Annotated in this window: 16 protein-coding genes; 7 read left to right on the top strand and 9 right to left on the bottom strand. The window is 43.2% G+C overall.

Features of this window, described 5'->3' with window-relative positions; translation table 11 throughout:
- Window positions 1–45: 45 nt before the first annotated feature.
- Window positions 46–1,371: an anaerobic sulfatase maturase gene (locus R7040_RS02180; protein ID WP_005377764.1), complete on the bottom strand. Its 1,326-nt coding sequence runs from the start codon at window positions 1,369–1,371 to the stop codon at window positions 46–48.
- Between the two features lie 238 nt (window positions 1,372–1,609).
- Between R7040_RS02180 and R7040_RS02175 the strand changes: the two genes are divergently transcribed.
- Window positions 1,610–2,338: a formylglycine-generating enzyme family protein gene (locus R7040_RS02175; RefSeq protein WP_372434443.1), complete on the top strand. Its 729-nt coding sequence runs from the start codon at window positions 1,610–1,612 to the stop codon at window positions 2,336–2,338.
- A 46-nt stretch (window positions 2,339–2,384) separates the two neighbouring features.
- Here R7040_RS02175 and R7040_RS02170 read toward each other — a convergent pair whose 3' ends face one another.
- On the bottom strand, window positions 2,385–4,715 hold the full coding sequence (locus tag R7040_RS02170; protein ID WP_005377766.1) for a tetratricopeptide repeat protein: 2,331 nt from the start codon (window positions 4,713–4,715) through the stop codon (window positions 2,385–2,387).
- Window positions 4,716–5,103: 388 nt separating this feature from the next.
- On the opposite strand from R7040_RS02170, the gene R7040_RS02165 reads away from it, so the two are divergent.
- On the top strand, window positions 5,104–6,669 hold the full coding sequence (locus R7040_RS02165) for an arylsulfatase (RefSeq protein WP_005377767.1): 1,566 nt from the start codon (window positions 5,104–5,106) through the stop codon (window positions 6,667–6,669).
- Between the two features lie 189 nt (window positions 6,670–6,858).
- Here the strand turns inward: R7040_RS02165 and R7040_RS02160 are convergent, their stop codons facing one another.
- The 7 genes from R7040_RS02160 to R7040_RS02130 form a co-directional block, all read right to left on the bottom strand.
- On the bottom strand, window positions 6,859–8,280 hold the full coding sequence (locus R7040_RS02160) for an aspartate kinase (RefSeq protein WP_005377768.1): 1,422 nt from the start codon (window positions 8,278–8,280) through the stop codon (window positions 6,859–6,861).
- 86 nt (window positions 8,281–8,366) lie between these two features.
- The gene (locus R7040_RS02155; RefSeq protein WP_005377769.1) at window positions 8,367–8,753 is read right to left on the bottom strand and encodes an ectoine synthase; all 387 of its coding nucleotides are present in this window, start codon (window positions 8,751–8,753) and stop codon (window positions 8,367–8,369) included.
- A gap of 14 nt (window positions 8,754–8,767) precedes the next feature.
- Window positions 8,768–10,033 (bottom strand): diaminobutyrate--2-oxoglutarate transaminase, encoded by a 1,266-nt coding sequence (gene ectB / locus R7040_RS02150; RefSeq protein ID WP_005377770.1) that lies wholly within the window; start codon window positions 10,031–10,033, stop codon window positions 8,768–8,770.
- A gap of 34 nt (window positions 10,034–10,067) precedes the next feature.
- Window positions 10,068–10,601: a diaminobutyrate acetyltransferase gene (gene ectA, locus R7040_RS02145; protein ID WP_005377771.1), complete on the bottom strand. Its 534-nt coding sequence runs from the start codon at window positions 10,599–10,601 to the stop codon at window positions 10,068–10,070.
- Window positions 10,602–10,915: 314 nt separating this feature from the next.
- Window positions 10,916–12,574: a BCCT family transporter gene (locus R7040_RS02140; protein ID WP_005377772.1), complete on the bottom strand. Its 1,659-nt coding sequence runs from the start codon at window positions 12,572–12,574 to the stop codon at window positions 10,916–10,918.
- A gap of 192 nt (window positions 12,575–12,766) precedes the next feature.
- Window positions 12,767–13,513 carry a 3'-5' exonuclease gene (locus tag R7040_RS02135; RefSeq protein ID WP_005377774.1) on the bottom strand — a complete coding sequence of 249 codons (747 nt, stop codon included), beginning with the start codon at window positions 13,511–13,513 and terminating at the stop codon, window positions 12,767–12,769.
- Window positions 13,513–15,393, bottom strand: coding sequence for a DUF294 nucleotidyltransferase-like domain-containing protein (locus R7040_RS02130; protein ID WP_005377775.1), 1,881 nt, complete (start codon window positions 15,391–15,393; stop codon window positions 13,513–13,515). The genes R7040_RS02135 and R7040_RS02130 overlap by 1 nt, the downstream gene beginning before the upstream one ends.
- A 438-nt stretch (window positions 15,394–15,831) precedes the next feature.
- Here R7040_RS02130 and proV point away from each other — a divergent pair, with 438 nt between their 5' ends.
- From proV to R7040_RS02105, 5 genes are all read left to right on the top strand, one after another.
- Window positions 15,832–17,019 carry a glycine betaine/L-proline ABC transporter ATP-binding protein ProV gene (gene proV, locus R7040_RS02125; protein ID WP_005377777.1) on the top strand — a complete coding sequence of 396 codons (1,188 nt, stop codon included), beginning with the start codon at window positions 15,832–15,834 and terminating at the stop codon, window positions 17,017–17,019.
- A gap of 4 nt (window positions 17,020–17,023) precedes the next feature.
- Window positions 17,024–18,109 carry a glycine betaine/L-proline ABC transporter permease ProW gene (gene proW, locus R7040_RS02120; protein WP_005377778.1) on the top strand — a complete coding sequence of 362 codons (1,086 nt, stop codon included), beginning with the start codon at window positions 17,024–17,026 and terminating at the stop codon, window positions 18,107–18,109.
- Window positions 18,102–19,109, top strand: a complete 1,008-nt coding sequence (gene proX, locus R7040_RS02115) for a glycine betaine/L-proline ABC transporter substrate-binding protein ProX (RefSeq protein WP_054865582.1) — start codon at window positions 18,102–18,104, stop codon at window positions 19,107–19,109. The genes proW and proX overlap by 8 nt, the downstream gene beginning before the upstream one ends.
- Before the next feature lie 192 nt (window positions 19,110–19,301).
- Complete coding sequence (locus R7040_RS02110) at window positions 19,302–21,251, top strand: LTA synthase family protein (RefSeq protein ID WP_258470649.1); 1,950 nt, start codon at window positions 19,302–19,304, stop codon at window positions 21,249–21,251.
- Between the two features lie 146 nt (window positions 21,252–21,397).
- Window positions 21,398–21,763 (top strand): VOC family protein, encoded by a 366-nt coding sequence (locus tag R7040_RS02105; RefSeq protein WP_005377781.1) that lies wholly within the window; start codon window positions 21,398–21,400, stop codon window positions 21,761–21,763.
- Window positions 21,764–21,795: the final 32 nt, after the last annotated feature.

The following is a 21,795-nucleotide window of genomic DNA, read 5'->3' as shown; positions in this document are numbered from 1 at the left end:
CTATATTCTTTCATTTCCGGGCCTGTAGCAGGCGTAGTGACTATCTTAAAACTTCGTTTCAAACACAGTCTGTGTTTGAGTAGCTTGCTGGCGTAGAATCTGGTCACTGTATTTACCGTGAACCACTGGGTTACCTGTCGCTCGTAAGATGTACGCCATCGACTGATCAACATGGGTAAAAAACTTCTTCCAACCCGCGCAGAGATAATTAAGACCAGGCTCACCTTGCCTAGTACGGATAAAACGGTTTTTGGGACATTCTCCAAAACATGCAAATTGATAATCACATTGAAGGCACTGTTGGGGCAGCGTACGACTTTTAGCAAACCCAAATTTCTGCTGTTCAGAGCTATAAGCGAGCGTATCGAGCTTTTCGTGATGAAAGTTTCCAACCTTATATTCTGGGTACACGTAATGATCACACGCAAACACATCACCATTAGGCTCCATTGCTAAGCCCTTCCCGCAGATTTCACCTAACGTACACAGTGGGTTTTTTCTGCCCATCCAGGTTTCGATACTGGCTTCAAAGTACTGCACAAACACGTTGCCGATATCGTGTAAAACCCATTCATTGAAAATCGCGATCAGAAAATTTCCCCATGCTTCATCCGCAACGCAAAAAGGCTCAACAACGGCATCTTTATGACCTGGGATCAACCGTTTATCTCCTTGCTTTAGTTGCTCGTTTGGCTCCCAAGTTTGAGGGGCGGTTGTTCTGAATGTTTTCTGCTCAACTATTGGAATAAACTGCATTTGAGGGGAGCGTACTTCATCTCGCAAGAATCGGTACACTTCAAGTGGGTTACGGCCGGTCAAGTTGTTAACACAAGTGAGCGTAGCAAACTTTACTTCGTGCTTATGTAATAATTCAACCGCATTCATAACTTGCCGGAATGTGCCTCTACCAGCTCGGTTTGTTCGGTAAGCGTTGTGCATCATTTCTGGGCCATCAATGCTTAAACCGACGAGAAAGTTGTTCGCCTTTAAAAACTCACACCATTCATCGTTAAGCAGTGTGCCATTAGTCTGGAGGTCATTGGAGATCGTAATGCCATCGGGACGGTATTTATTCTGTAGCTCAACAATTGTCTTGAAATAATCCAAACCTAGCATTGTCGGCTCACCACCCTGCCAAGAGAAAATAATTTCAGGTCTATTTTGTCCCGCTATATATTGACGGATATAGGTCTCGAGCGTTTCCTCATCCATGACTGGTGAGCAGCCTGGCTTGTACTCAAGTAAATCTTGTTTGCTTAGGTAGTAACAATAGGTGCAATCGATATTGCACACTGCACCGATAGGTTTCGCCATGACATGTAATCGCTTGGATGCTTTTCCATTGAACTGCGGACCTTGAGTTATGTGCATTCATCACCTTCTTAGTTGCTAGCCTGTGCCCAACGGCGCTAAGACTAATCATTAAGTTAATCGCCTAGTGTGATGATAATGTTCAATTATTCGTGGCGCTTGTTATAGTGTGTATAACTGTTTTTCATAGACTTGCCTGATAAAATTCTTTGATCATAAATGTTGATGGAGCTCCCCTATGAAGCATTCCAAAAGTAATACTCTTTACCTTGGTGCCGCTATTTCGATTTCGCTAATTATGACTGGATGTGCAACAACACAACCTAGCCCTCTTGCCCAAAAAATCGATCAAGATATGGTTCTTATTGAAGGTGGACAATTTACGATGGGCTCGGATAATCCGTCAGCAAATAAATCCGAGCGCCCGGCTCGCACCGTTCGCGTGGAAGATTTCTATTTGGCAAAATTTGAGGTAACCCAAGAGTTATTCGAATCGGTTACAGGCTCTTCTCTGAGTTATTTTAGAAATCCAAATACGCCCGTGAATAACATTAGCTGGCAACAAGCCAATTATTTTATAAAGAAATTGAATGAAAAAACGGGAGAGCACTATCGTTTACCCACAGAAGCAGAATGGGAGTTTGCAGCGAAAGGGGGGAATCTAAGTCAAGGATTCACTTACGCGGGAGCTGATGATATTAACGACGTTGCCTGGTATGCCAGTAACTCAAACAATAAGGCACACAAGGTAGGTCAGAAAAAACCGAATGAGCTTGGCTTATACGATATGACGGGTAATGTTGGTGAGTTTGTTATTGATGCGTTTGATGAAGGTTATTACAAATCAGCACCAAGTGATAATCCGGTAAACGCAAAAGATGAAAAAGAAAGCCTTGCACACAAGTCTGTACGAGGTGGTAGCTTTGCCTATGATGCTGACGAATCCGAAAACTATCGTCGCGATTTTGCTAGCCAGTCAGTCATCATGTCCGACATGGGGCTGAGATTAGCGAAAGACGCTGATTAAACTAAGCAAGAAAAAAGTGGAGCGATAAAAGCTCCACTTTTGGTAATTAGCTCCTATTGACCCCGACAATAGAGGCTTTAAGCTGATCAATAGCTTGTTTAGGTGCATAGTGACTAAGCTCTTGTATGCACCTATCGAAAGCAAAAGCGACAGCACCTTTTTTATGATTTCTCGCTAGAACCTCGCATTGAGCATACAAGTGCTGTGGATTGCCACCGACTTCAAATGCTGTTTGCAACGCTTTACTGGCTTCTAGAACATCGCTTTTTTCTAGGGCTAGACCGTACACGTACCAATAATGAGCATTAGTTTCACCAATTTCTGCGGCGCGTCTAAGTAGCTTTTTCGCATCATCAGCTTTGCCTTGACGCAACAAAGAAAGACCTGCGCTGTATGGTAACGTGCTGGATTTAGGTTGAGCTTTCATCCCTTGTTGTAGCACCGTGAGCGCAGCTTCTTCTTTACCTAGGTGACGATACAAATCTGCTAGGTTAACGTAGCTATTTTCGAAATAGGGTTCGATGCTGATCGCTTGTTTATACAGCTCGGCCGCTTTGTCGATTTCACCTAAGCTGCGGTACACATTCGCCAAATTGGTTCTTCCGAAACCACGATCGGCATTAAACTCTTGAATTTCCATGTACTCTTCTAAAGGTGATTTAATGATATCTTTTTGTAAAGGGGTCATTTGTGCGTAGTTCGCTACCAGCACCGAGGCAGCTTCCGCTCTCACTGAAAGCACCGGGTCACCAAGCAATGGCTCTAGAATCCGCCACCGATCATGAAATTCATAACCAGACGAGCCTGAAATTGCCCCTAATCGAACCATTTCATTCTCATTCTTAACGGCCCTAGCCAAAGATACTGTTGTATTTTGGTCAGTGTTGCCCCCCATTCTCTCCAGGGCTGAGGCGCGAATAATGTCTTTTAAAGACGAATCCTGAGCAGAGTATGCCAACGCATTTGCTGCTCCTTGATGACCAATTGAATCCGCATAAAATGCGACAGCAAAATGTTGTTGATTACGATACTTCGAATTCGGGTACCATTCTGCTATCTGTTCATCGGCCCATTGATTGCTTTTATCTTCATGGCATGACATGCAAACATTGGGCGTTCCAATGTGTTTGCTCAAATCCGGTCGTGGAATATGCCAACTGTGGTCTCTACGAGGATCGACTTGCATGTAAGTCGTTTCTGGCATGTGACAAGTCGTACATTGCGATGCTTCAGATCCAGCCTTATGAAAGGTATGCTTTTCAGGTGTATATTCCGATGCAATATGGCATTGCGAACATACTGCCTCTTCTGGGATCGTTAACTCTGCCGTGTGTGGATCATGGCAATTAGTGCACGTGACCCCCTTCTCTGCCATTTCAGATTGAAGAAACGAACCATAAACATAATCTTCGTCGTAAATCTGTCCATCATGATAGTAGAGTTCAGGTGTTATAAGACTTAAGCGATATTTATCAAAAAAAGAACCTTTAACATGATCACCTGTTTCATTTAACTGGGTTCGGCGACTATGGCATTGAGCGCATGTTTGCACTTGATTGGTTGCTTCAATTGATTTCGGCTGTAACGTACTATGGCCTTCCTCAAACACCCAATCCGACACTGCTTTAGACAAATTTCGATCAAAGCCATAATGGCTGTCATGCTCAAAAGAAGTGCCAGCATTTTTGTATTTCTTGGCCAGTTCTATGTGCTGACTAGCGGGACCATGGCATGCTTCGCATCCCACATTAATCTCTGACCATGAGCTGTTGTAAGTGTTTTTGTCAGCGTCGTAATTCTTCTTTAGGTTCGTTGAATGGCAATCAGCACACATGAAGTTCCAATTTTGCCCGGTATTGGTCCAATAGAATTCATCCGTTGTTGTCGTTTCTGGATAAAGATGAAACCAACGCTGTCCCCCTTCAACTTTAGCTCTTGTGTCCCAAGCAAAAGGAATAAGCTGCACGCGGCCATCTTCAAACTCGACCATGTACTGCTGTAATGGCTCCCAGCCAAATGTATAGCTGATCTTATAGTCACGCCATTGCCCGTCAGCACCTTGAATATTGACCCAAAATTCGTCGCCTTTTTTAAAAAAACGATTAGGCATTCCTTTGTGCGTTACAACATGGTTATCAAAATCACCACGCACAGAGGTTGTACTTGCATGCTTCATGGCCATATCGTGATGTGACCCTTTCCAGGCCTCCACCTCGTTTTGGTGGCAATCTATACAAGCTTGTGTGCCAGCATATTCTGGATTTAAGCCTGAAGGAATATTTGGTTTCTCTGTTAATAACTCTTGAGAAAAAGCCATAAAACTGACAACAACGTTGACCAGCAATAAAATGCGAAACCGGCCTGCCCACTGACTCATAGATATCCTTATATTTATAATGTACAACCTAAATCAATATAGACACTAAATCACTGGTTATACAAATAATTACAAGCAATACATAACGACTTTAGTATTGCTTTAGGACCGTAAAACAAGCGAGCATCCTATTGTTTTTCATTTCCATCCCCTCTTCTACTACGCAATAAAAATAAGGCTCTTAAGTGATCTAAATCTACTTTACGAATCTCTACAAACTAACAGAACAATCCTATTTCTTTTTAATTAACAAATGGTTACAACCTAGCAATAACTTATGGTTATATCGAGTATAAGAGGATTTTTCTATATACATCATTAACTTATGCAGCAACTAAGCATAAGGCTCACTTGTGCTTATCTTTACTCTCAACAATCTGGAGTTTTTATGGCAAATCAATTGAGCAAAATCGCTGTAGGCGCAGGACTGTTAGCGGCGTCCAGTGCCGCTATGGCAGCCGACAAACCGAATATTCTGGCAATTTTTGGTGACGATATCGGCTACTGGAATATCAGCGCATACAACCAAGGTATGATGAGTTACAAAACGCCAAACATCGACCGTATAGCGAATGAAGGCGCGTTGTTCACAGATCACTACGGACAACAGTCTTGTACTGCTGGTCGCGCGGCCTTTATTACAGGTGAAGAGCCATTTCGTACGGGTTTGTTAACAATTGGTATGCCAGGCTCTGACCACGGTATACCTGATTGGGCGCCAACCATTGCAGATCTGTTAAAAGAACAAGGTTACATGACGGGTCAATTTGGTAAAAACCACTTAGGTGACCAAGATAAGCACTTACCGACCAAACACGGCTTTGACGAATTCTTCGGTAACTTATATCACCTAAACGCAGAAGAAGAGCCTGAAACTTATTACTACCCTAAAGACCCAGAGTTTCGTAAAAACTATGGCCCTCGTGGTGTCATTAAGTCTTATGCCGACGGTAAGATTGAAGACACTGGCCCGATGACACGAAAACGTATGGAGCACGCAGATGAAGAGTTCCTAGAGAGCTCTTTGGCATTTATGGAAAAAGCAGTTAAGGCGGATAAACCCTTCTTTATTTGGCATAACGCCACTCGTATGCACGTTTGGACTCGCTTGCAGGAAAAATACCAAGGTAAATCAGGTGTAAGCATTTATGCCGATGGTATGCTGGAACATGATGATCATGTAGGTGTTTTACTCGACAAGCTGGATGAGCTAGGTGTTGCAGACAACACTATCGTTATCTACTCAACGGACAACGGCGCAGAAACCATGACTTGGCCAGATGGTGGCGCAACACCATTCCATGGTGAAAAAGGTACAACTTGGGAAGGCGGTATGCGTGTTCCTCAACTGGTTCGTTGGCCAGGCGTCATTAAGCCAGGAACCAAGATCAATGAAATGATGGCACACCAAGACTGGTTGCCTACATTATTGGCAGCTGCTGGCGTACCTGATGTAAAAGAAAAACTGGCAGAAGGCTACAAAGCAAATGGCAAAGAGTGGCGTGTACATTTAGATGGTTATAACTTCATGCCATACTTTGAAGGTAAGGAAGAAAAAGGCCCTCGTGAGTCGCTGCTTTACTTTACGTCTAATGGTGAATTAAACGCTGTCCGCTGGAATGACTGGAAACTTCACTTTGCAACGCTTGAAGGGAACCTAAGTAACGCAGTTCGTTTTGCTCCGAACTGGCCTAAAATCATCCACCTACGCGCTGACCCATTCGAAAAAGGCCCAAGCGAATCACAAATGTACTTGCGTTGGATGGCTGACAACATGTGGCTATTTGTACCTGTTCAAGACGTTGTGGGAGAGTTCTTTAAAACACTTCCAGAATACCCAATGCAACGTGGCACAGCGATGAACCCTGCTTCACTAAACTACGACTCTCTAAAAATGCAAGAGAAGCTGCAGCAACTAGACAAAGTTGAACAAGAAATCAGCAAGTTTAAGTAAACTAAGTTAACGTTAGTTAATCAGTAACATTAAGCCAGCAGACCATTCTGCTGGCTTATATGTATCGCCACACAGGAACTTACTTAAATCGCCTGTTTAGCCTATACAAAGCGGGCATTGTGAGTACAAACTGAAAAACAAAAAAAGGAGAGCTAACCTGCTCTCCTTTGTATTTTAACCGTGGATAAACTAAGCCACATTAACCGATTTAGCTAAACTGCTACTTTGGAAAAACTCATCATGCAATGCGCAAATCGCGTGCTGGTATTCCTTATCACCGACAACAAATTGAACATTTACATTTCTCAATGATGAGTGCAGTGCAACTGGCGTAACACCATTATTCATCAATGCAAGTACACCTTTTGCCAACGTCTTGTTGGTATCAATTTGTGAACCGATGGCTGAGATAAGCGCGACCATACGACCTTTAATCGAGGCATTCGGATAACGTTTCTCGGCTTTATACAATACTTTGTTTAAGCTATCTGTACTGCCACCTAGATAGTAAGTAATAGAGTTCGCGTTCATCTCTTTACCAACCAAACTTACACGAGCATCGGAGATGATTTCCATCAATTCGTAACTAACGTTATCGGCTTTTCCTACCATTGCTTGGTCAAACAAATGCAGTGCAAATACTTTTTCTTTACCTGCGATGATCTCGACTTTGTCTTCTTCCGGACGATAGCTTGAAGAGATTAAAGTACCTTCGTGTTCAGGTTCGAATGTATTTTTAATCTGTAGCTCAATACCACTTTCACGCAAACCCGCAGCGGCATTTGGGTGAATAGCTTCCATGCCAAGGTTCGCAAGTTGGTCCGCTACGTCATAGTTTGTACTACCAATTGGTAATACTTTTTCAGGGCCAACAACGCGTGGGTCCGCTGAGCTCAAGTGGTACTCTTTGTGAATTACTGCTAAATCCGCTTTTGTTATTGCTGCAATTCGGCTAAATGTCATCTCACTATAACCTCGGTCATAAGTGTGCATTAGGCCCTCTTTACAGTAAGCATAACCTGTCACGATTGGCAGTTCTTTTGATACATCGATATCAGCAAACGCGTCACTGATCGACTCATCAAGGCTTCTTGGCGCTTGATTATCCCAACCAGACAGGTCAACGAACTTAGCGTTAATACCCATATTTTTTAGTTTTAGTGCTGTGTTGTAAGCACTATGTGCCTCACCGATAGACGAGAGAAACTCTCGAATTTGAGGCAAGTACTGGCGCAACGAAAATTGACCGTACTGACAGGTTTCTAAAATATTCGCGATACAGTTTTTCGCTTCAGCAATGCGGGAGCGAATGAATTTATCCGCACGGATACGATTCATTGGGTCCGCAAAAATATTTTCATTGGTCAGCAACATACGGCTTTCAACGTACGCTAACGCTTCTTCCCATTTGTCGTCGCGTTTCGCGATAAGCTGATAAACGCCTGGTTTACTGGTTTTTTTACACTCGAGCAGCGCATCGGTCATACCACCGTATGCAGATACGACAAAAATACGATTGTATGGCGTTTTGGGACGAAGAATAATATTGTCGAGAACAGCATCAAATGCTGTCATTGATGTACCGCCGATTTTTTCTACGGTAAATGTCATGATAAGCCTTTTTTGATTGGTAACTTTAAAAAGAAAAAAGAAGAGATAGTAAAGTGTGGGGTGGCAAAGCACCCCACCATCATCTTTTAGTCAACGAGAGGATAAACACCGTTTTCATCGTGCACTTCAGCGCCAGTAATCGGTGGGTTGAACACACACGCCATTACCATTTCTTTATTCTTATAAGCTCTCAAGTAGTGCTCATCGTGTTTATCAAGGATGTATAATGTACCTGGTTTGATTGGGTACGTTTCTCCACCTACAACTTCAATCTCACCTTCACCACTCATACAAAACACCGATTCAAGGTGGTTTTGATAGTGAATATGAGTTTCTGTATCTTCATAAATCGTTGTGATGTGGAAAGAGAAACCCATGTTGTCGTCTTTCAACAACATGCGGACACTTTCCCAGTTATCTGAAACAACACGTCGTTCGCTGTTGCGGCATTCATCTAGAGTTCTGACGATCATAATTAAAATCCTTATTAAGATGCTTGTTTGAAATGTTTCGCAGCGATAGTCTCTACTGCATTTTCAAAGATGCTTAGTCCTTGATCTAGCTCTGATTCGCTGATGGTTAGTGGACAGAAGAACTTCACAACTTCATCGTCTGGACCCGCTGTCTCTATCACCATTCCATTCTCGAAACAGTTTTTCGCGATTTCAGATGCCATGTCACCATTGATACATTCAATACCAACCATCATGCCGCGGCCTTTTTTCTGCACAAACATTTGTGGAAAGCGACGAACACAACGGTCAATAACAGCACTTACCTTGTCTGAACACTGCTTGATGTGTGTTTCAAAATCATCGTTTGCCCAGTAAATTTCTAGTGCTTTTGCAGCAGTAATAAAGGCGTGATTATTGCCACGGAACGTACCGTTATGCTCGCCTGGCTTCCACTGGTCAAGCTCAGGCTTAAGTAATACGACAGCCATCGGCAAACCGTAACCACCGATCGACTTCGATAGCGTCACGATATCCGGTTGGATACCAGACGGCTCGAAACTAAAGAAAGTACCGGTACGTCCACAACCTGCTTGAATGTCATCGACAATCATAAGAATGTCATTGGCTTTACAGATTTTGCTCAAACGTTGTAACCACTCGTTTGAAGCAGCATTTAAACCACCTTCACCCTGCACAGTTTCAAGAAGTACAGCGGCTGGTTTATCCATACCTGCAGAGTTATCATTTAGCATTGTTTCGAACAGCGCGAGACCATCTACGCCAGCGTAACCTTCAAATGGAATACGAGTGACGTTACTTAGACTAGAACCGTTACCTTGTCTGTGATGCTGGTTACCCGTTGCAGCCAGTGCGCCAGCAGTACAACCATGGAAACCGTTAGTAAACGCAACGACGCTGTCGCGGCCTTTTACTTTTTTAGCCAGCTTCAATGCCGCCTCAACAGCGTTAGTACCTGTTGGGCCCGTAAACTGAACCTTGTAATCCAAGTTTCTTGGTTTAAGGATGTAAGTATCCAACGCTTCCAGAAACGATGCTTTCGCTTCTGAGTGCATATCCAAACCGTGAGTAATACCGTCCATTTCAATGTACTCAAGCAACGCTTGTTTTAGTACTGGATTGTTATGGCCGTAATTTAGAGATCCCGCTCCAGCAAGGAAGTCTAAGTATCGTTCACCTTGTTCTGTTTCTAGCCAGCAGCCTTTCGCTTTACGAAAAACGACCGGGAAATTGTTTGAATATGAGCGTACGTTGGATTCCTGCTTTTTGAAAATATCCATGATGAGACCGTTTTTAATTCCTATTGTTTGAGGATTATTTGAGAGGAATGCGATACAAATATTCTGTATCGTGTTTGCCTTTAAAGTGGGCTTCTTCATCCAAAAATGTGCTTACTTGGCCAGAATTGCCGTTCATCGCATCTAACTTTTTGAACAGTGCCCAAGAGGCTTTATTATCTTCCGTGATGGTAGTTTCTACCGATTTAACACCGCCTAATTCCTCTCGGGTGAGAAGTTCTTTCAACATGCGGAATGCTAAACCATGACCTCTAAAGCGAGGTGAGACTGCAACTTGCCAGATAAATAAAACGTCTTGCTCGTCTGGTTTCTGATAACCGGAAATGAAACCTGCGATTTCGCCTTTTTGCTCAACCAAAATACTGGTTTTGCTGAAATGCGTAGACTGTAGGAAATTGCAATAAGATGAGTTCATGTCCAATGGAGGACAGTCTGCAATCAAGCTGTAAATGTCGTCACCATCAGAGATTTTAGGCTCACGAAAAATCCATTTTTTACTTGAGTCTTCTCCAATCTCTGGATAAAGGACCCAAGGTGCTGATGTGATCATGTGAAAATACATATCCTTTGAGGTCTAATTAAATTTCCTTTTTATTATGGGCATCCCTCGCGACTAAAAATCAAATAATCCGCCTTTTTATCGGTATTTTTGTGATATATATCACAAAAATAAACCTATTAACCAAAAGTTAAAATAGTTCGAGGTCTAATTTATTAAATAGTCACCTAAATGAGAAGCACAAAAAACAACCAGAATAAGACCGTTTTCCATGCTGTTCATTTCTCAGAGAAAAATAGAAATCCAAAAAAAAGCGGCATGCTTTCGCATACCGCTTTTATCAATAATTTAACTGCTGATACTAGTTATTTTGATTTCTTAGAAACCGCCTTTGGACGAGGTTCATCCATCAAACCTTTTATCAAAGATACCGTTGCAACAAGCAAAACAATAGTAAATGGTAAACCAGTCGTCACCGCCATTGCTTGAGCAGCAGCTAGACCACCACCCAACATCAATGCAATCGCAACCAAACCTTCAAACGTACACCAGAACACGCGTTGTGGCGTTGGTGCATCGACCTTACCGCCCGCAGCAATAGTATCAATAACCAGTGATCCTGAGTCAGAAGAGGTAATGAAGAACACCACGACTAAGATAATGCCGACAAAAGATGTTATCTCAGCCAATGGCATAACATCTAACATGGCAAAAAGTTTTAAAGGTAGCTCTGCGTTAAACACCGCCTCGTAGCCATCATTAACGTATTGGCTAATTGCGTTACCGCCAAAAGCCGTCATCCATAACACACAAACTGAAGATGGGATAAGAATAACGCAAATAATAAACTCACGAACTGAACGACCGCGAGACACACGTGCGATGAACATACCCACAAATGGTGACCAAGAAATCCACCACGCCCAGTAAAACGCCGTCCAGCCTTGAGAGTAATTCACATCCTCTCGTCCAAATGGCATAGATAAGGCAGGGATGTTAGCCACATAGGAAACGATGTTCTCGAAGAAACCAGTTAAAATCGCAATCGTTGGGCCAACAACAATAACAAATAGCAATAGCAGCGCTGCAAGACCCATGTTGATTTCAGATAAGATTTTCACGCCCTTATCGAGTCCAGCCACAACAGAGATTAAAGCGAGCGCAGTAATACCAATAATCAATATAACCTGCGTGGTATTGGTCATTGGGACATCAAACAGGAAGTTCAAACCCGTTGCGGCTTGAGACGCACCGTAGCCTAGCGATGTTGCTAAACCAAAAACCGTCGCTACCACTGCAAGAATATCGATAATATGACCAGTCCAACCCCATACACGCTCACCAAACAAAGGGTAAAAAATTGAGCGCATGGTGAGTGGCAAACCTTTGTTAAATGAAAAGATAGCCAGCCCAAGAGCCAAGAGCGCGTATATTGACCACGGATGAAGTGCCCAGTGGTAAATCGTCGCAGCCATCCCTAATGCCGAAGCTGCAGTTGCATCGCCCTCTGCACCACCTAGCGGTGCCCAGTCAGTACGTACACCATTCTCAACGCTCACGCCACCAATCGCAGAACTAAAATGGGACATCGGTTCTGATACACCGAAGAATACGAGACCAATGCCCATACCCGCAGCAAATAGCATTGCCAACCATCCGGCATAGGAGTAATCCGGTGTTGCTTCAGTACCACCGATTCGTACACGGCCTAATGGTGTGAAGATCAATCCGACACAGACAATGACAAAAATATTACCTGAAGCGAGAAAAAACCAGTCTAAATTGTGCAACAAACCCGCTCGTAGGTCTGCAAAAAACGGCTCTACCTGTTCTCGGAATAATAGTGTTATCACAACAAACATGACGATTGCTAAGCCAGAAATTGCAAAAACACGGTTGTGAATATCAAGGCCAAATGGGCCTACCTTTAGCGCAACGTTATCCTGACCAATTTGATAGTCAGTATCTATTGCGTTTACTTTTCCATCGGGGCGTTGAATGCCACCGTTATTATCGGTGCTCACGGATAATCTCCTTAAAAATACGTGACCAAGTTTAAATTACTTTCGTCGGAGTTCGAGTAATGAAACGTCTTCATCACTACCAAGCACATGTTCATAAAACATTGTTCTTATAAGCGGTTACTCAATCCGCCATCATAATCTTAAAGCCCCCTATCTCTCATTGCATTTTATTGTTTTCACCATAAATAACGCCTATTGCCAAACCGAAGATATTGGCATGTTTCGATTAAAGTGATACTGCAGTTGTGCTTGAAACAGCTCCGCAGTTGCTAACGCATCCGTCAGGGCATGGTGAGGTTGATAAGCAGGGAGGCCATATCTTTCACGAGCGTGCCCTAATCGTACAGAACCGGGTTTCTTGCCTTTCAACTTATTGATAAAACCTCTGCATTCACGGCGTTGTATCGCATACTCAATATCTAACGTATCAACAACAGGAAACTGTATCCCCTCTCCGATGCTATTTAGCAAGGCGTTATTAAAGAACTGCCTTTCAATGTTCTTGTAGTGAACAAGTACCACTTTGCCTGACAACGCATCCAATATTTCACCCAAGATCTGAGACAGCTGCGGCGCGTTTTTAACCTCAGAGTCAGTGATACCGTGAATAATGACAGACTCGTGGTTTAACTCTCTGTTTGGGTTAACGACCCAATGAGCAGAGCCATTACATTGAACACGATCAATAGTAAACGGCACAAGTCCGATCGTGAGAATGACATCCTCTTCCGAGTTCAATCCTGTTGTCTCAAAGTCTACCGAGACAAATGGCACTTGTTCAATTGGTGTTTCCCCATTAACCATTGGTGTCGAATAATAGCGTTTGAGCCTCTGGTCTTTCGCTTCTTTAGCGAGTTGTTTGAACAACATTGACCACTCTGGCGTCTGGGATGTATCCAACAACGGCTGTTCTTTTTCTACTTTTTTTGAGAACCACATTATTTGCTACTTCTCTGGTATCGAAACTTAATGAAGTTCTGAGCGTTACTTAGAATTTGAAATGCTGCTTTTAAGTTTCGACGTTCAAATTCAGACATGTTCTCCGGCTCAATATTGTTGTCTGGCTCTTCTCCATTTTCTATATCAAGGGCTTGGTGACGAATTCGAACCATGTAGATTAGCTCCATCGCATCCCTTAAATCCAAACCTCGACCTTTCGGTAAAATGCCAGCATCATTAATGTCATCTAAACGGTCGAAAGAGTTTTGCGATCGCGAACCGATTGCCAGAGAATGCACCCGTATTAAATCGGCCAACGGAGCCGTCCCCCTTCGCTTCAAGTTAATCGAGTTGCGATGACGACCATCTTTCTCCATCACAAAGTCTTTGAAAAAGCCCAGTGGAGGCGTCCTACGTATTGCGTTATACGCCATACAAGCAAGAAAGCGGTTATTTCTTTTCGCTCGTCTCACAATAAAGCTGCTTAATTGCTCCGCCCATTTCACTCGCCCATGCACACCGAGGAGATCAAAAAAGATATTACTATTTAACAATCTCTCAGGAGTTGGATTGTCTATCCAGTTTCCAAAGCATTCTTCCCATTCTGCACGAGTTTTTCGCCATTCTGGGTTGGTAGCCATAATGTCTCCAGTACAATAAGCATAGCCGCATGCCGCTAAACCATCACAAACAAATTTAGCAAACTTTTCAAAGTACTCTCCGTGAATCTCAACGTCATAACTGTTATCGAGAATAAGGGCGTTATCTTGATCCGTTACAATTAGCTGCTCATCCCTCGCCATTGAACCCATTGCGACTAAACAATAAGGAATGGGCGCTGGGCCGAACTCTTGCTCAGCTAATTCAGCGAGGCGTTGTTTGAAACTACTGCCTATAACCGACATGGCTCGACCAATCATGTGCGCGTTGGCATCTTCATTGACCATCCTTACGAAACAGTCTTTTACTTGTTCAGAAACCTGCTTGAGATCCTCGACACTGGTTTGCTGAAAAATAGAGCTCACTAGCAATAGGCTGTTCTGAGATTCGTAACGAACGATGTCCGTCATGCCAATAATTCCTATCGGCTTTTTATCTTTTAAAATTGGTAAATGATGCACGTTGTAACGCAACATGGTTAACATGGCCTCAAACACATAGGCGTTATAATCCAATGAAACCACGTCATAACTCATGACCTCACTCACTGGAATATTGGTATCAATACCTTGAGCTAGTACGCGAATGCAAAGATCGCGATCAGTCAATATTCCAAGCAGCTGTTCATCATCTTCTTCTGTGAGCTCCTCTGTCGGGCGAATAATGAGCAGAGAGGTGACATTTTCCTCTGCCATTAGTATCGCAGCTTCCTGAATTGAAGCCGTTGCCTCCAGAGTTACTGGATCTCTTGCTAAGATTTTACGTGCCTTAGCGGTGGTAAAGTCATTGCTTTCGGAGCGGCTAGATATTGCGCTTCGCAAACGCGCGCTATCTTCCAGTTCCATGTAGTCCGCAAAGTTTTCAAACTCATCACAAAGTTCATTGAAGATGTTTTCCGGAATACAGTAAACGAGAGTGTCTTCTATCGCTTTGGCTGGCATACGTACGCGGTTGTTCATCAACAACCCCATCTGACCAAACAGTCCACCAGCATCAATCCTGTTGTAAAGTTCACCTTTACGTCGATAAATCTCTACCGCCCCACTTCTCACCATATACAAGTCGCGGATCGTATCTCCGAAGTTAAGGATTTTTGTTCCTTGCCGAAAGTATGCAACCTCGGCATTGAGAGCAATTTTTCTAAGCTGCTCTTCAGGTAGGTCATCAAAAGGTGGGTACTGGCTAATGAAATTGAGCACTTCTAACTGTTCGGCTTCCATTTTTTATTCCATACGTTGCCTAAACTACAGCGATAAATATCACCCTGAGTGAAATCAAGCAATAAATAAATCTAAGGATAACAGTACCTAACCGATTTCACAGGACCAAGCCTTAACCAAAAATTAGAGCTCTAACCTTTTTATATGTAGAGTTCTAAGCTATCACAGCTTATATCTATGCAAGCGAGTTGAGTTGAAATGTACAAAAAAATTCAAAATAAATTCAACCCTACGTCAGGGCAACGTTATGGCGGATAAAAACACATCACAAGCAATTGTTTTAAATATAAAAAATAAGAATTGAACATACCTTGCTCAACGAATTCTCTATGCACGGCAGAACTAGTTAACCACCCCCCTTTCGTTGAAAGTTGAACTAAAATTAATTAGAGTACAAATCGTTAAACAGTTATAAACACACGAAAAAGGACAGATAACATGGATCCCATACTGGAAGTTAAGGGACTGTATAAAGTGTTTGGAGAAGACCCAGAGAGAGCCTTCTCGCTTATCGACAAAGGCGTCGATAAAGACGGTATTTTTGAACAGACAGGTTTAACAGTCGGCGTAAACGATGTATCTCTCACCATAAATGAAGGGGAAATTTTCGTAATCATGGGCCTTTCTGGCTCCGGGAAATCCACCCTTGTTCGACTTCTTAACCGGCTCATTGAGCCGACTAAAGGTAGTGTTTATCTCAAAGGAAGAGATATCGCCCACATCTCCGAGAATGAACTTCGAGAAGTTCGTCGTAATAATATCTCAATGGTGTTTCAAAGTTTCGCACTCATGCCACACATGACGGTGATTGAAAATGCCGCCTTTGGTTTAGAACTTGCCGGCATCGATGTTAATGAGCGTCAGAAAAGTGCCCTTTCCGCCTTAGAAAGAGTGGGTTTAGACCCTTATGCAGAATCTTTCCCTGACGAATTATCCGGTGGTATGAAACAGCGCGTTGGTTTAGCGAGAGCGTTAGCCTGTGATCCTGACATCCTATTAATGGACGAGGCGTTTTCCGCTTTAGACCCATTGATCCGTTCTGAGATGCAAGATGAGCTTATTCGTCTACAGAACGATGACAAACGCACAATTGTCTTCATTTCTCATGATTTGGATGAAGCAATGCGCATTGGCGACCGCATCGCCATCATGCAAAACGGTGAAGTTGTTCAGGTTGGTACACCTGATGAAATATTACACAGTCCAGCAAATGATTATGTCGAAGCGTTTTTCCGCGGCGTAAACATCGCAAGTGTCTTGACAGCAAAAGATATCGCGCGCAAGAAGCCAGCGGCTGTTTTTAAGAAATCGGAAAATGACGGTCCAGGCTCTGCGATGCAGATTCTGATGGATCACGACCGTGATTACGGCATTGTCGTCGATAAATCTAGCCGATATTCCGGCATCGTATCTCTTGATTCACTACGTTTGGCTCATAAAGAAAACCGTTCGTTAGCCAGTGCTCAATTACCGGATGAAGTTACTCTTCAGCCTGATCAGTCAATTAATGACATTTTGGGTCTGGTTGCTGGTGTTCCTTATGCCGTGCCTGTCGTAGATGAGAAAGGAACTTACTTTGGTGTCGTGACTAAATCACGTCTTCTACAAACACTAGATAAGGATTAACACGATGTCTTCAGAGCAAACTAACAATGATCCCTGGTCAAATACTGCTCCTGCGCAAGATGATCCTTGGTCGCAAGGTACAGAGGCCGCGCCAAGTAATGATTGGCTCAACTCAGAAACTGTAGAGCAAGCGCCATTCGATATTATGAACCCATTCCAAGATGCGGTTTTACCCCTCGATAGCTGGGTAGAATCCGGTTTGAACTGGCTGGTGGAACATGGTCGACCTGTTTTCCAAGCAATACGAGTTCCAATCGACTTTATTCTAACGTCGTTTGAAACTGCTTTGGTGTCTACACCTGCGCCTATAATGGTACTCATTTTATTTTTGCTAGCGTGGCAGTTTTCCAATGTAAAACTTGGTTTTTCTACTCTTGTATCCCTTGTTTTCATCGGCCTAATTGGTGCGTGGTCACAAGCGATGACAACGCTAGCACTGGTGTTAACCGCCGTTTTCTTCTGTTTGCTTATAGGGCTACCAATGGGGATATGGTTGGCAAGGAGCCAAACCGCTGCCAAATTTGTTAGGCCAATATTAGATGCAATGCAAACGACTCCCGCGTTCGTTTACCTTGTGCCAATTGTTATGTTGTTTGGTATTGGTAACGTTCCTGGCGTAGTAGTAACGATCATTTTCGCCCTGCCTCCCGTTGTGCGCCTGACTATTTTAGGTATTCAGCAAGTACCTGAAGAGCTTATCGAAGCTGGCCACTCTTTCGGGGCAAACAAAAAACAGATGCTTTATCGCATCCAGTTACCGTTGGCGTTACCAACTATCATGGCAGGTGTAAACCAAACCTTAATGCTGTCACTTTCTATGGTAGTGATTGCTTCAATGATTGCTGTTGGCGGCTTAGGCCAAATGGTACTTCGTGGTATTGGCCGACTTGATATGGGTCTTGCTGCCGTTGGTGGCTTAGGCATCGTTATTCTTGCAATTTTGTTAGACCGTATCACCCAGGTGTTAGGGGTTAATGCGGGCAACACTAAACTTCGCTGGTATCACACAGGTCCTGTTTCATACCTATTAAAACTGAAAACAAAGACGAACCAAGACGATCTAAAACTTAGGAGAAACATCAATGAATAATTCATGGAAGAAAGCGCTCTCTGTTGGAGCTCTAAGTACTATCGCATTTTCAACTTATGGTGTGGCAAGTGAACTACCGGGTGAAGGTGTCACTGTTCAGCCTGTTCAATCAACCGTTGCAGAAGAAACATTTCAAACGTTGATCGTAAACCGCGCACTTGAAGAGCTTGGTTACGATGTTAAACCGACCAAAGAAGTGGACTACAACGTAGGCTACACCTCTATTGCTAAAGGTGATGCTACTTTCTTAGCGGTTGGTTGGTTCCCTCTTCACGCCGATAAGTACACGATGTCGGGCGGTGATGATAAGTTCTTCCGTAAAGGCCAATACGTAAGTGGTGCTGCGCAAGGTTATTTGATCGATAAGAAAACCGCGGAAAAATATAACATCACGAACATTGGTCAGTTAAAAGATCCAAAATTGGCGAAGCTATTCGATGCAAACGGCGATGGCAAAGCGGACTTAACTGGTTGTAACCCAGGTTGGGGGTGTGAAATGGTTGTTGAGCATCAGTTGGATGCTTTCAAACTTCGTGACACAGTAACACACAACCAAGGTAACTACGCGGCGATTATCGCTGATACGATCTCACGTTACAAAAAAGGCGATCCGATTCTTTACTACACTTGGACACCGTACTGGGTAAGTGGCGTTTTAGTTCCAGGGAAAGATGTTGTGTGGTTAGAAGTGCCATTCTCTTCACTTCCTGGTGAGCGTAAGGACATTGATACGACACTAGAGAACGGTAAGAACTACGGCTTCGAGATGAACTCTATGCGCATCGTTGCCAATAAAGAGTTTACGGAAAAAAACCCTGCTGCTGCGAAGCTATTTGAAATCATCAAACTAAATATCAATGATGTTAGTGCTCAGAATATGATGATGAGCCAAGGTAAGAACAGCTCAGCGGACATCGAGTCTCATGTAAATGGTTGGATCAAAGCGAACCAGAAAAAGTTCGACGCATGGGTCGAAGAAGCGAAGAAAGCCGCAATGTAATCATGCCTTTATCAACCTCTAGAGCCAGTTGGTGTTATCAACTGGCTCTTTTTACACAAACACCCCTCCCCCTTACATAGACATACCAACACTTACACTACTCGACCATAAACCCACATTATAATTCACGTTTATTTCACGCTTGCTTTGCTAAAAACAACACAACATAACAATTAAACTATTCGAATAAATATGAAAAACTTATCAAAGAGCTCTGTGTGGGGGCCTTTGCAGCCAATTGCTGCCTTTTCTTTGTTTTCACTTCTATTTCTGTCTATTTCAAGAGTTTTGCTAGCCTTTTGGCAGATTGACCGTATTGACTCTCTAAACGACTTAATTTACATCCTAGGCCAAGGTTTGCGCGTAGATATTGCAACGCTTTGCTGGTTATTTATTCTTCCAGCACTGTTTTCAACCCTCATGCCATTAACCGGTAAGATGGGAGAGTGTTGGAAGCGAATATTACGCATATGGATGGTTTTAGGGCTTTGGGTGCTTGTATACATGGAGCTAGCAACAGCGCCATTCATTCAGGAATACGACCTACGTCCAAACCGCCTGTTTGTGGAATACTTAATCTACCCAAAAGAAGTCTTGAGTATGCTCTGGACTGGCTACAAATTAGAACTGTTTATTGGTGCGTTAGGTACAGTTTTAACCATCACTTTAGGTTGGAAGTGGAGTAAGAAACTGACCGATAAGGCGCAGCAGGTCAACTGGAAATGGCGACCACTATTGGCACTTTTCGTTGTTCTTTTTGGGGTTGCAGGTGCTCGCTCATCTTTAGGTCACCGCCCGCTAAATCCTGCTATGGTCGCCTTTTCTAACGATCCACTGCTTAACGACTTAGCACTGAACTCATCTTACTCATTGTTGTTTGCGGTTAATAGCATGAAGTCAGAAAAGAGCGCGGAGCAGTTCTACGGAAAAATGGACACTCAAAAGATGTTGGAATTAGTTCGCACTTCATCAACAAAGTCCGACTTCACCCCTTCATTACTCCCAACCATGAACAGTAACCCCGCGACTTACCAAGGTAAACATAAAAACTTAGTGATTTTGCTACAAGAAAGCTTAGGCGCCCAATTTGTCGGTGCTTTGGGTGGTTTGCCTCTAACACCAAACCTTGATGAACTCATGAAGGAAGGTTGGCAGTTCACACAAATGTACGCCACTGGTACTCGTTCTGTTCGTGGAATTGAAGCCGTAACCACGGGCTTTCCTCCATCTCCATCTCGCGCGGTAGTGAAGCTGAGTAAAAGCCAAACGGGTTTCTTTACCATCGCGGACTTACTGAAAGCTCAAGGCTATCACACGCAATTTATTTACGGCGGTGAAGCCAACTTTGACAACATGAAAACTTTCTTCTTTGGTAACGGTTTTGATCAAATAGTAGAAGAAGATGATTATAACAACCCAAGCTTTGTTGGCTCTTGGGGTGTTAGTGATGAAGATCTATATAACAAAGCAAACGAAGAGTTTGAACGCCTTTCAAAAAGCGACAAACCTTTCTTTAGCTTAGTTTTTACGTCAAGTAATCATAGCCCTTATGAGTATCCGAAAGGCAAAATTGAGCCATACGATTCAGAATATATGACGCGTAACAACGCCGTAAAATATTCCGATTACGCTTTGGGCACTTTCTTTGAAAAGGCGAAAAAGTCATCTTATTGGGATGATACCATTTTCATTGTAATTGCAGATCATGATGCGCGTGTTTCTGGCGCTAACCTTGTTCCGGTTAAGCACTTTCACATTCCAGCATTGATCCTTGGTAAAGGCATTCAACCACGTAAAGATGACCGCATAGCAAACAACATCGACATGCCGCCTACACTGTTATCTTTGATTGGGGTAGATGCTAAAACACCGATGATTGGTCGTGATTTAACGAAGCCACTGGCTCGCGAAGATGAACGCGCAATGATGCAATACGACAAAAACTTTGGTTATTTAACGCGCGACAATCTCGTTGTGCTTTCCCCTGGTGAAAAGGTATCGACCCTGGCGTACGACTTTAAAGACCAAACCATGAAGCCGCTAGAGGTGGACGAGTCTATTATCGAGCGTGCAAAAGCAAACGCATTATTTGCATCTAAAGCGTATCAAAACAACTGGTATTCTTCCAAACACACTCATTAATACCAATGATTGCGCTGATAAAAAGGAGCTAAACGGCTCCTTTTTCTTATTCTTTCACTTACCTTCGAAAATGTTCTACTGACAACTCCTGTCGTTCCTTTCCGTTAGATTGCCCCTACTATTTCTAATTGATTAAGGAACAAACCATGCTGACTATCAATTCATTCGTTCTCTACGTTGAGGACATCCACATAAGCCAAGTTTTTTATTCGAAACTGTTCGAACGCAAAGTCACGCAGTTGTCTCCAACCTTCGCCGCTATTCCACTGACCGAAGGCTTAACGTTGACACTCAAGCAAAGAGATAATCTTTCACCCTACAGCGGTATTCGAGGTGGTGGTACCGAGTTGTCTTTATCAGTGCCCAATAGTCATATGTTAGAGCGCATTTACAAGCGCTGGAAAGACCTAGGTGTTGAGTTTGTTCAACCACCAGCGACATCAGTGTATGGGTTAAATTTTATGGCTATCGATCCAGATAAGCATCGCATTCGCGTTTTCATAAATGAATAAAAATGCGTTAAAAATGCTTTTTACCCATTCCC

The organism is Vibrio sp. 1069 (genome assembly GCF_033340555.1).
This window is presented reverse-complemented; position numbering and strand designations above follow the sequence as displayed.

Coding starts and splice junctions, on each gene's coding strand:
- R7040_RS02180 (WP_005377764.1), bottom strand. CDS start 1,371: ATGCACATAACTCAAGGTCCGCAGTTCAATGGAAAAGCATCCAAGCGA.
- R7040_RS02175 (WP_372434443.1), top strand. CDS start 1,610: ATGACTGGATGTGCAACAACACAACCTAGCCCTCTTGCCCAAAAAATC.
- R7040_RS02170 (WP_005377766.1), bottom strand. CDS start 4,715: ATGAGTCAGTGGGCAGGCCGGTTTCGCATTTTATTGCTGGTCAACGTT.
- R7040_RS02165 (WP_005377767.1), top strand. CDS start 5,104: ATGGCAAATCAATTGAGCAAAATCGCTGTAGGCGCAGGACTGTTAGCG.
- R7040_RS02160 (WP_005377768.1), bottom strand. CDS start 8,280: ATGACATTTACCGTAGAAAAAATCGGCGGTACATCAATGACAGCATTT.
- R7040_RS02155 (WP_005377769.1), bottom strand. CDS start 8,753: ATGATCGTCAGAACTCTAGATGAATGCCGCAACAGCGAACGACGTGTT.
- ectB (WP_005377770.1), bottom strand. CDS start 10,033: ATGGATATTTTCAAAAAGCAGGAATCCAACGTACGCTCATATTCAAAC.
- ectA (WP_005377771.1), bottom strand. CDS start 10,601: ATGATCACATCAGCACCTTGGGTCCTTTATCCAGAGATTGGAGAAGAC.
- R7040_RS02135 (WP_005377774.1), bottom strand. CDS start 13,513: ATGTGGTTCTCAAAAAAAGTAGAAAAAGAACAGCCGTTGTTGGATACA.
- R7040_RS02130 (WP_005377775.1), bottom strand. CDS start 15,393: ATGGAAGCCGAACAGTTAGAAGTGCTCAATTTCATTAGCCAGTACCCA.
- proV (WP_005377777.1), top strand. CDS start 15,832: ATGGATCCCATACTGGAAGTTAAGGGACTGTATAAAGTGTTTGGAGAA.
- proW (WP_005377778.1), top strand. CDS start 17,024: ATGTCTTCAGAGCAAACTAACAATGATCCCTGGTCAAATACTGCTCCT.
- proX (WP_054865582.1), top strand. CDS start 18,102: ATGAATAATTCATGGAAGAAAGCGCTCTCTGTTGGAGCTCTAAGTACT.
- R7040_RS02110 (WP_258470649.1), top strand. CDS start 19,302: ATGAAAAACTTATCAAAGAGCTCTGTGTGGGGGCCTTTGCAGCCAATT.
- R7040_RS02105 (WP_005377781.1), top strand. CDS start 21,398: ATGCTGACTATCAATTCATTCGTTCTCTACGTTGAGGACATCCACATA.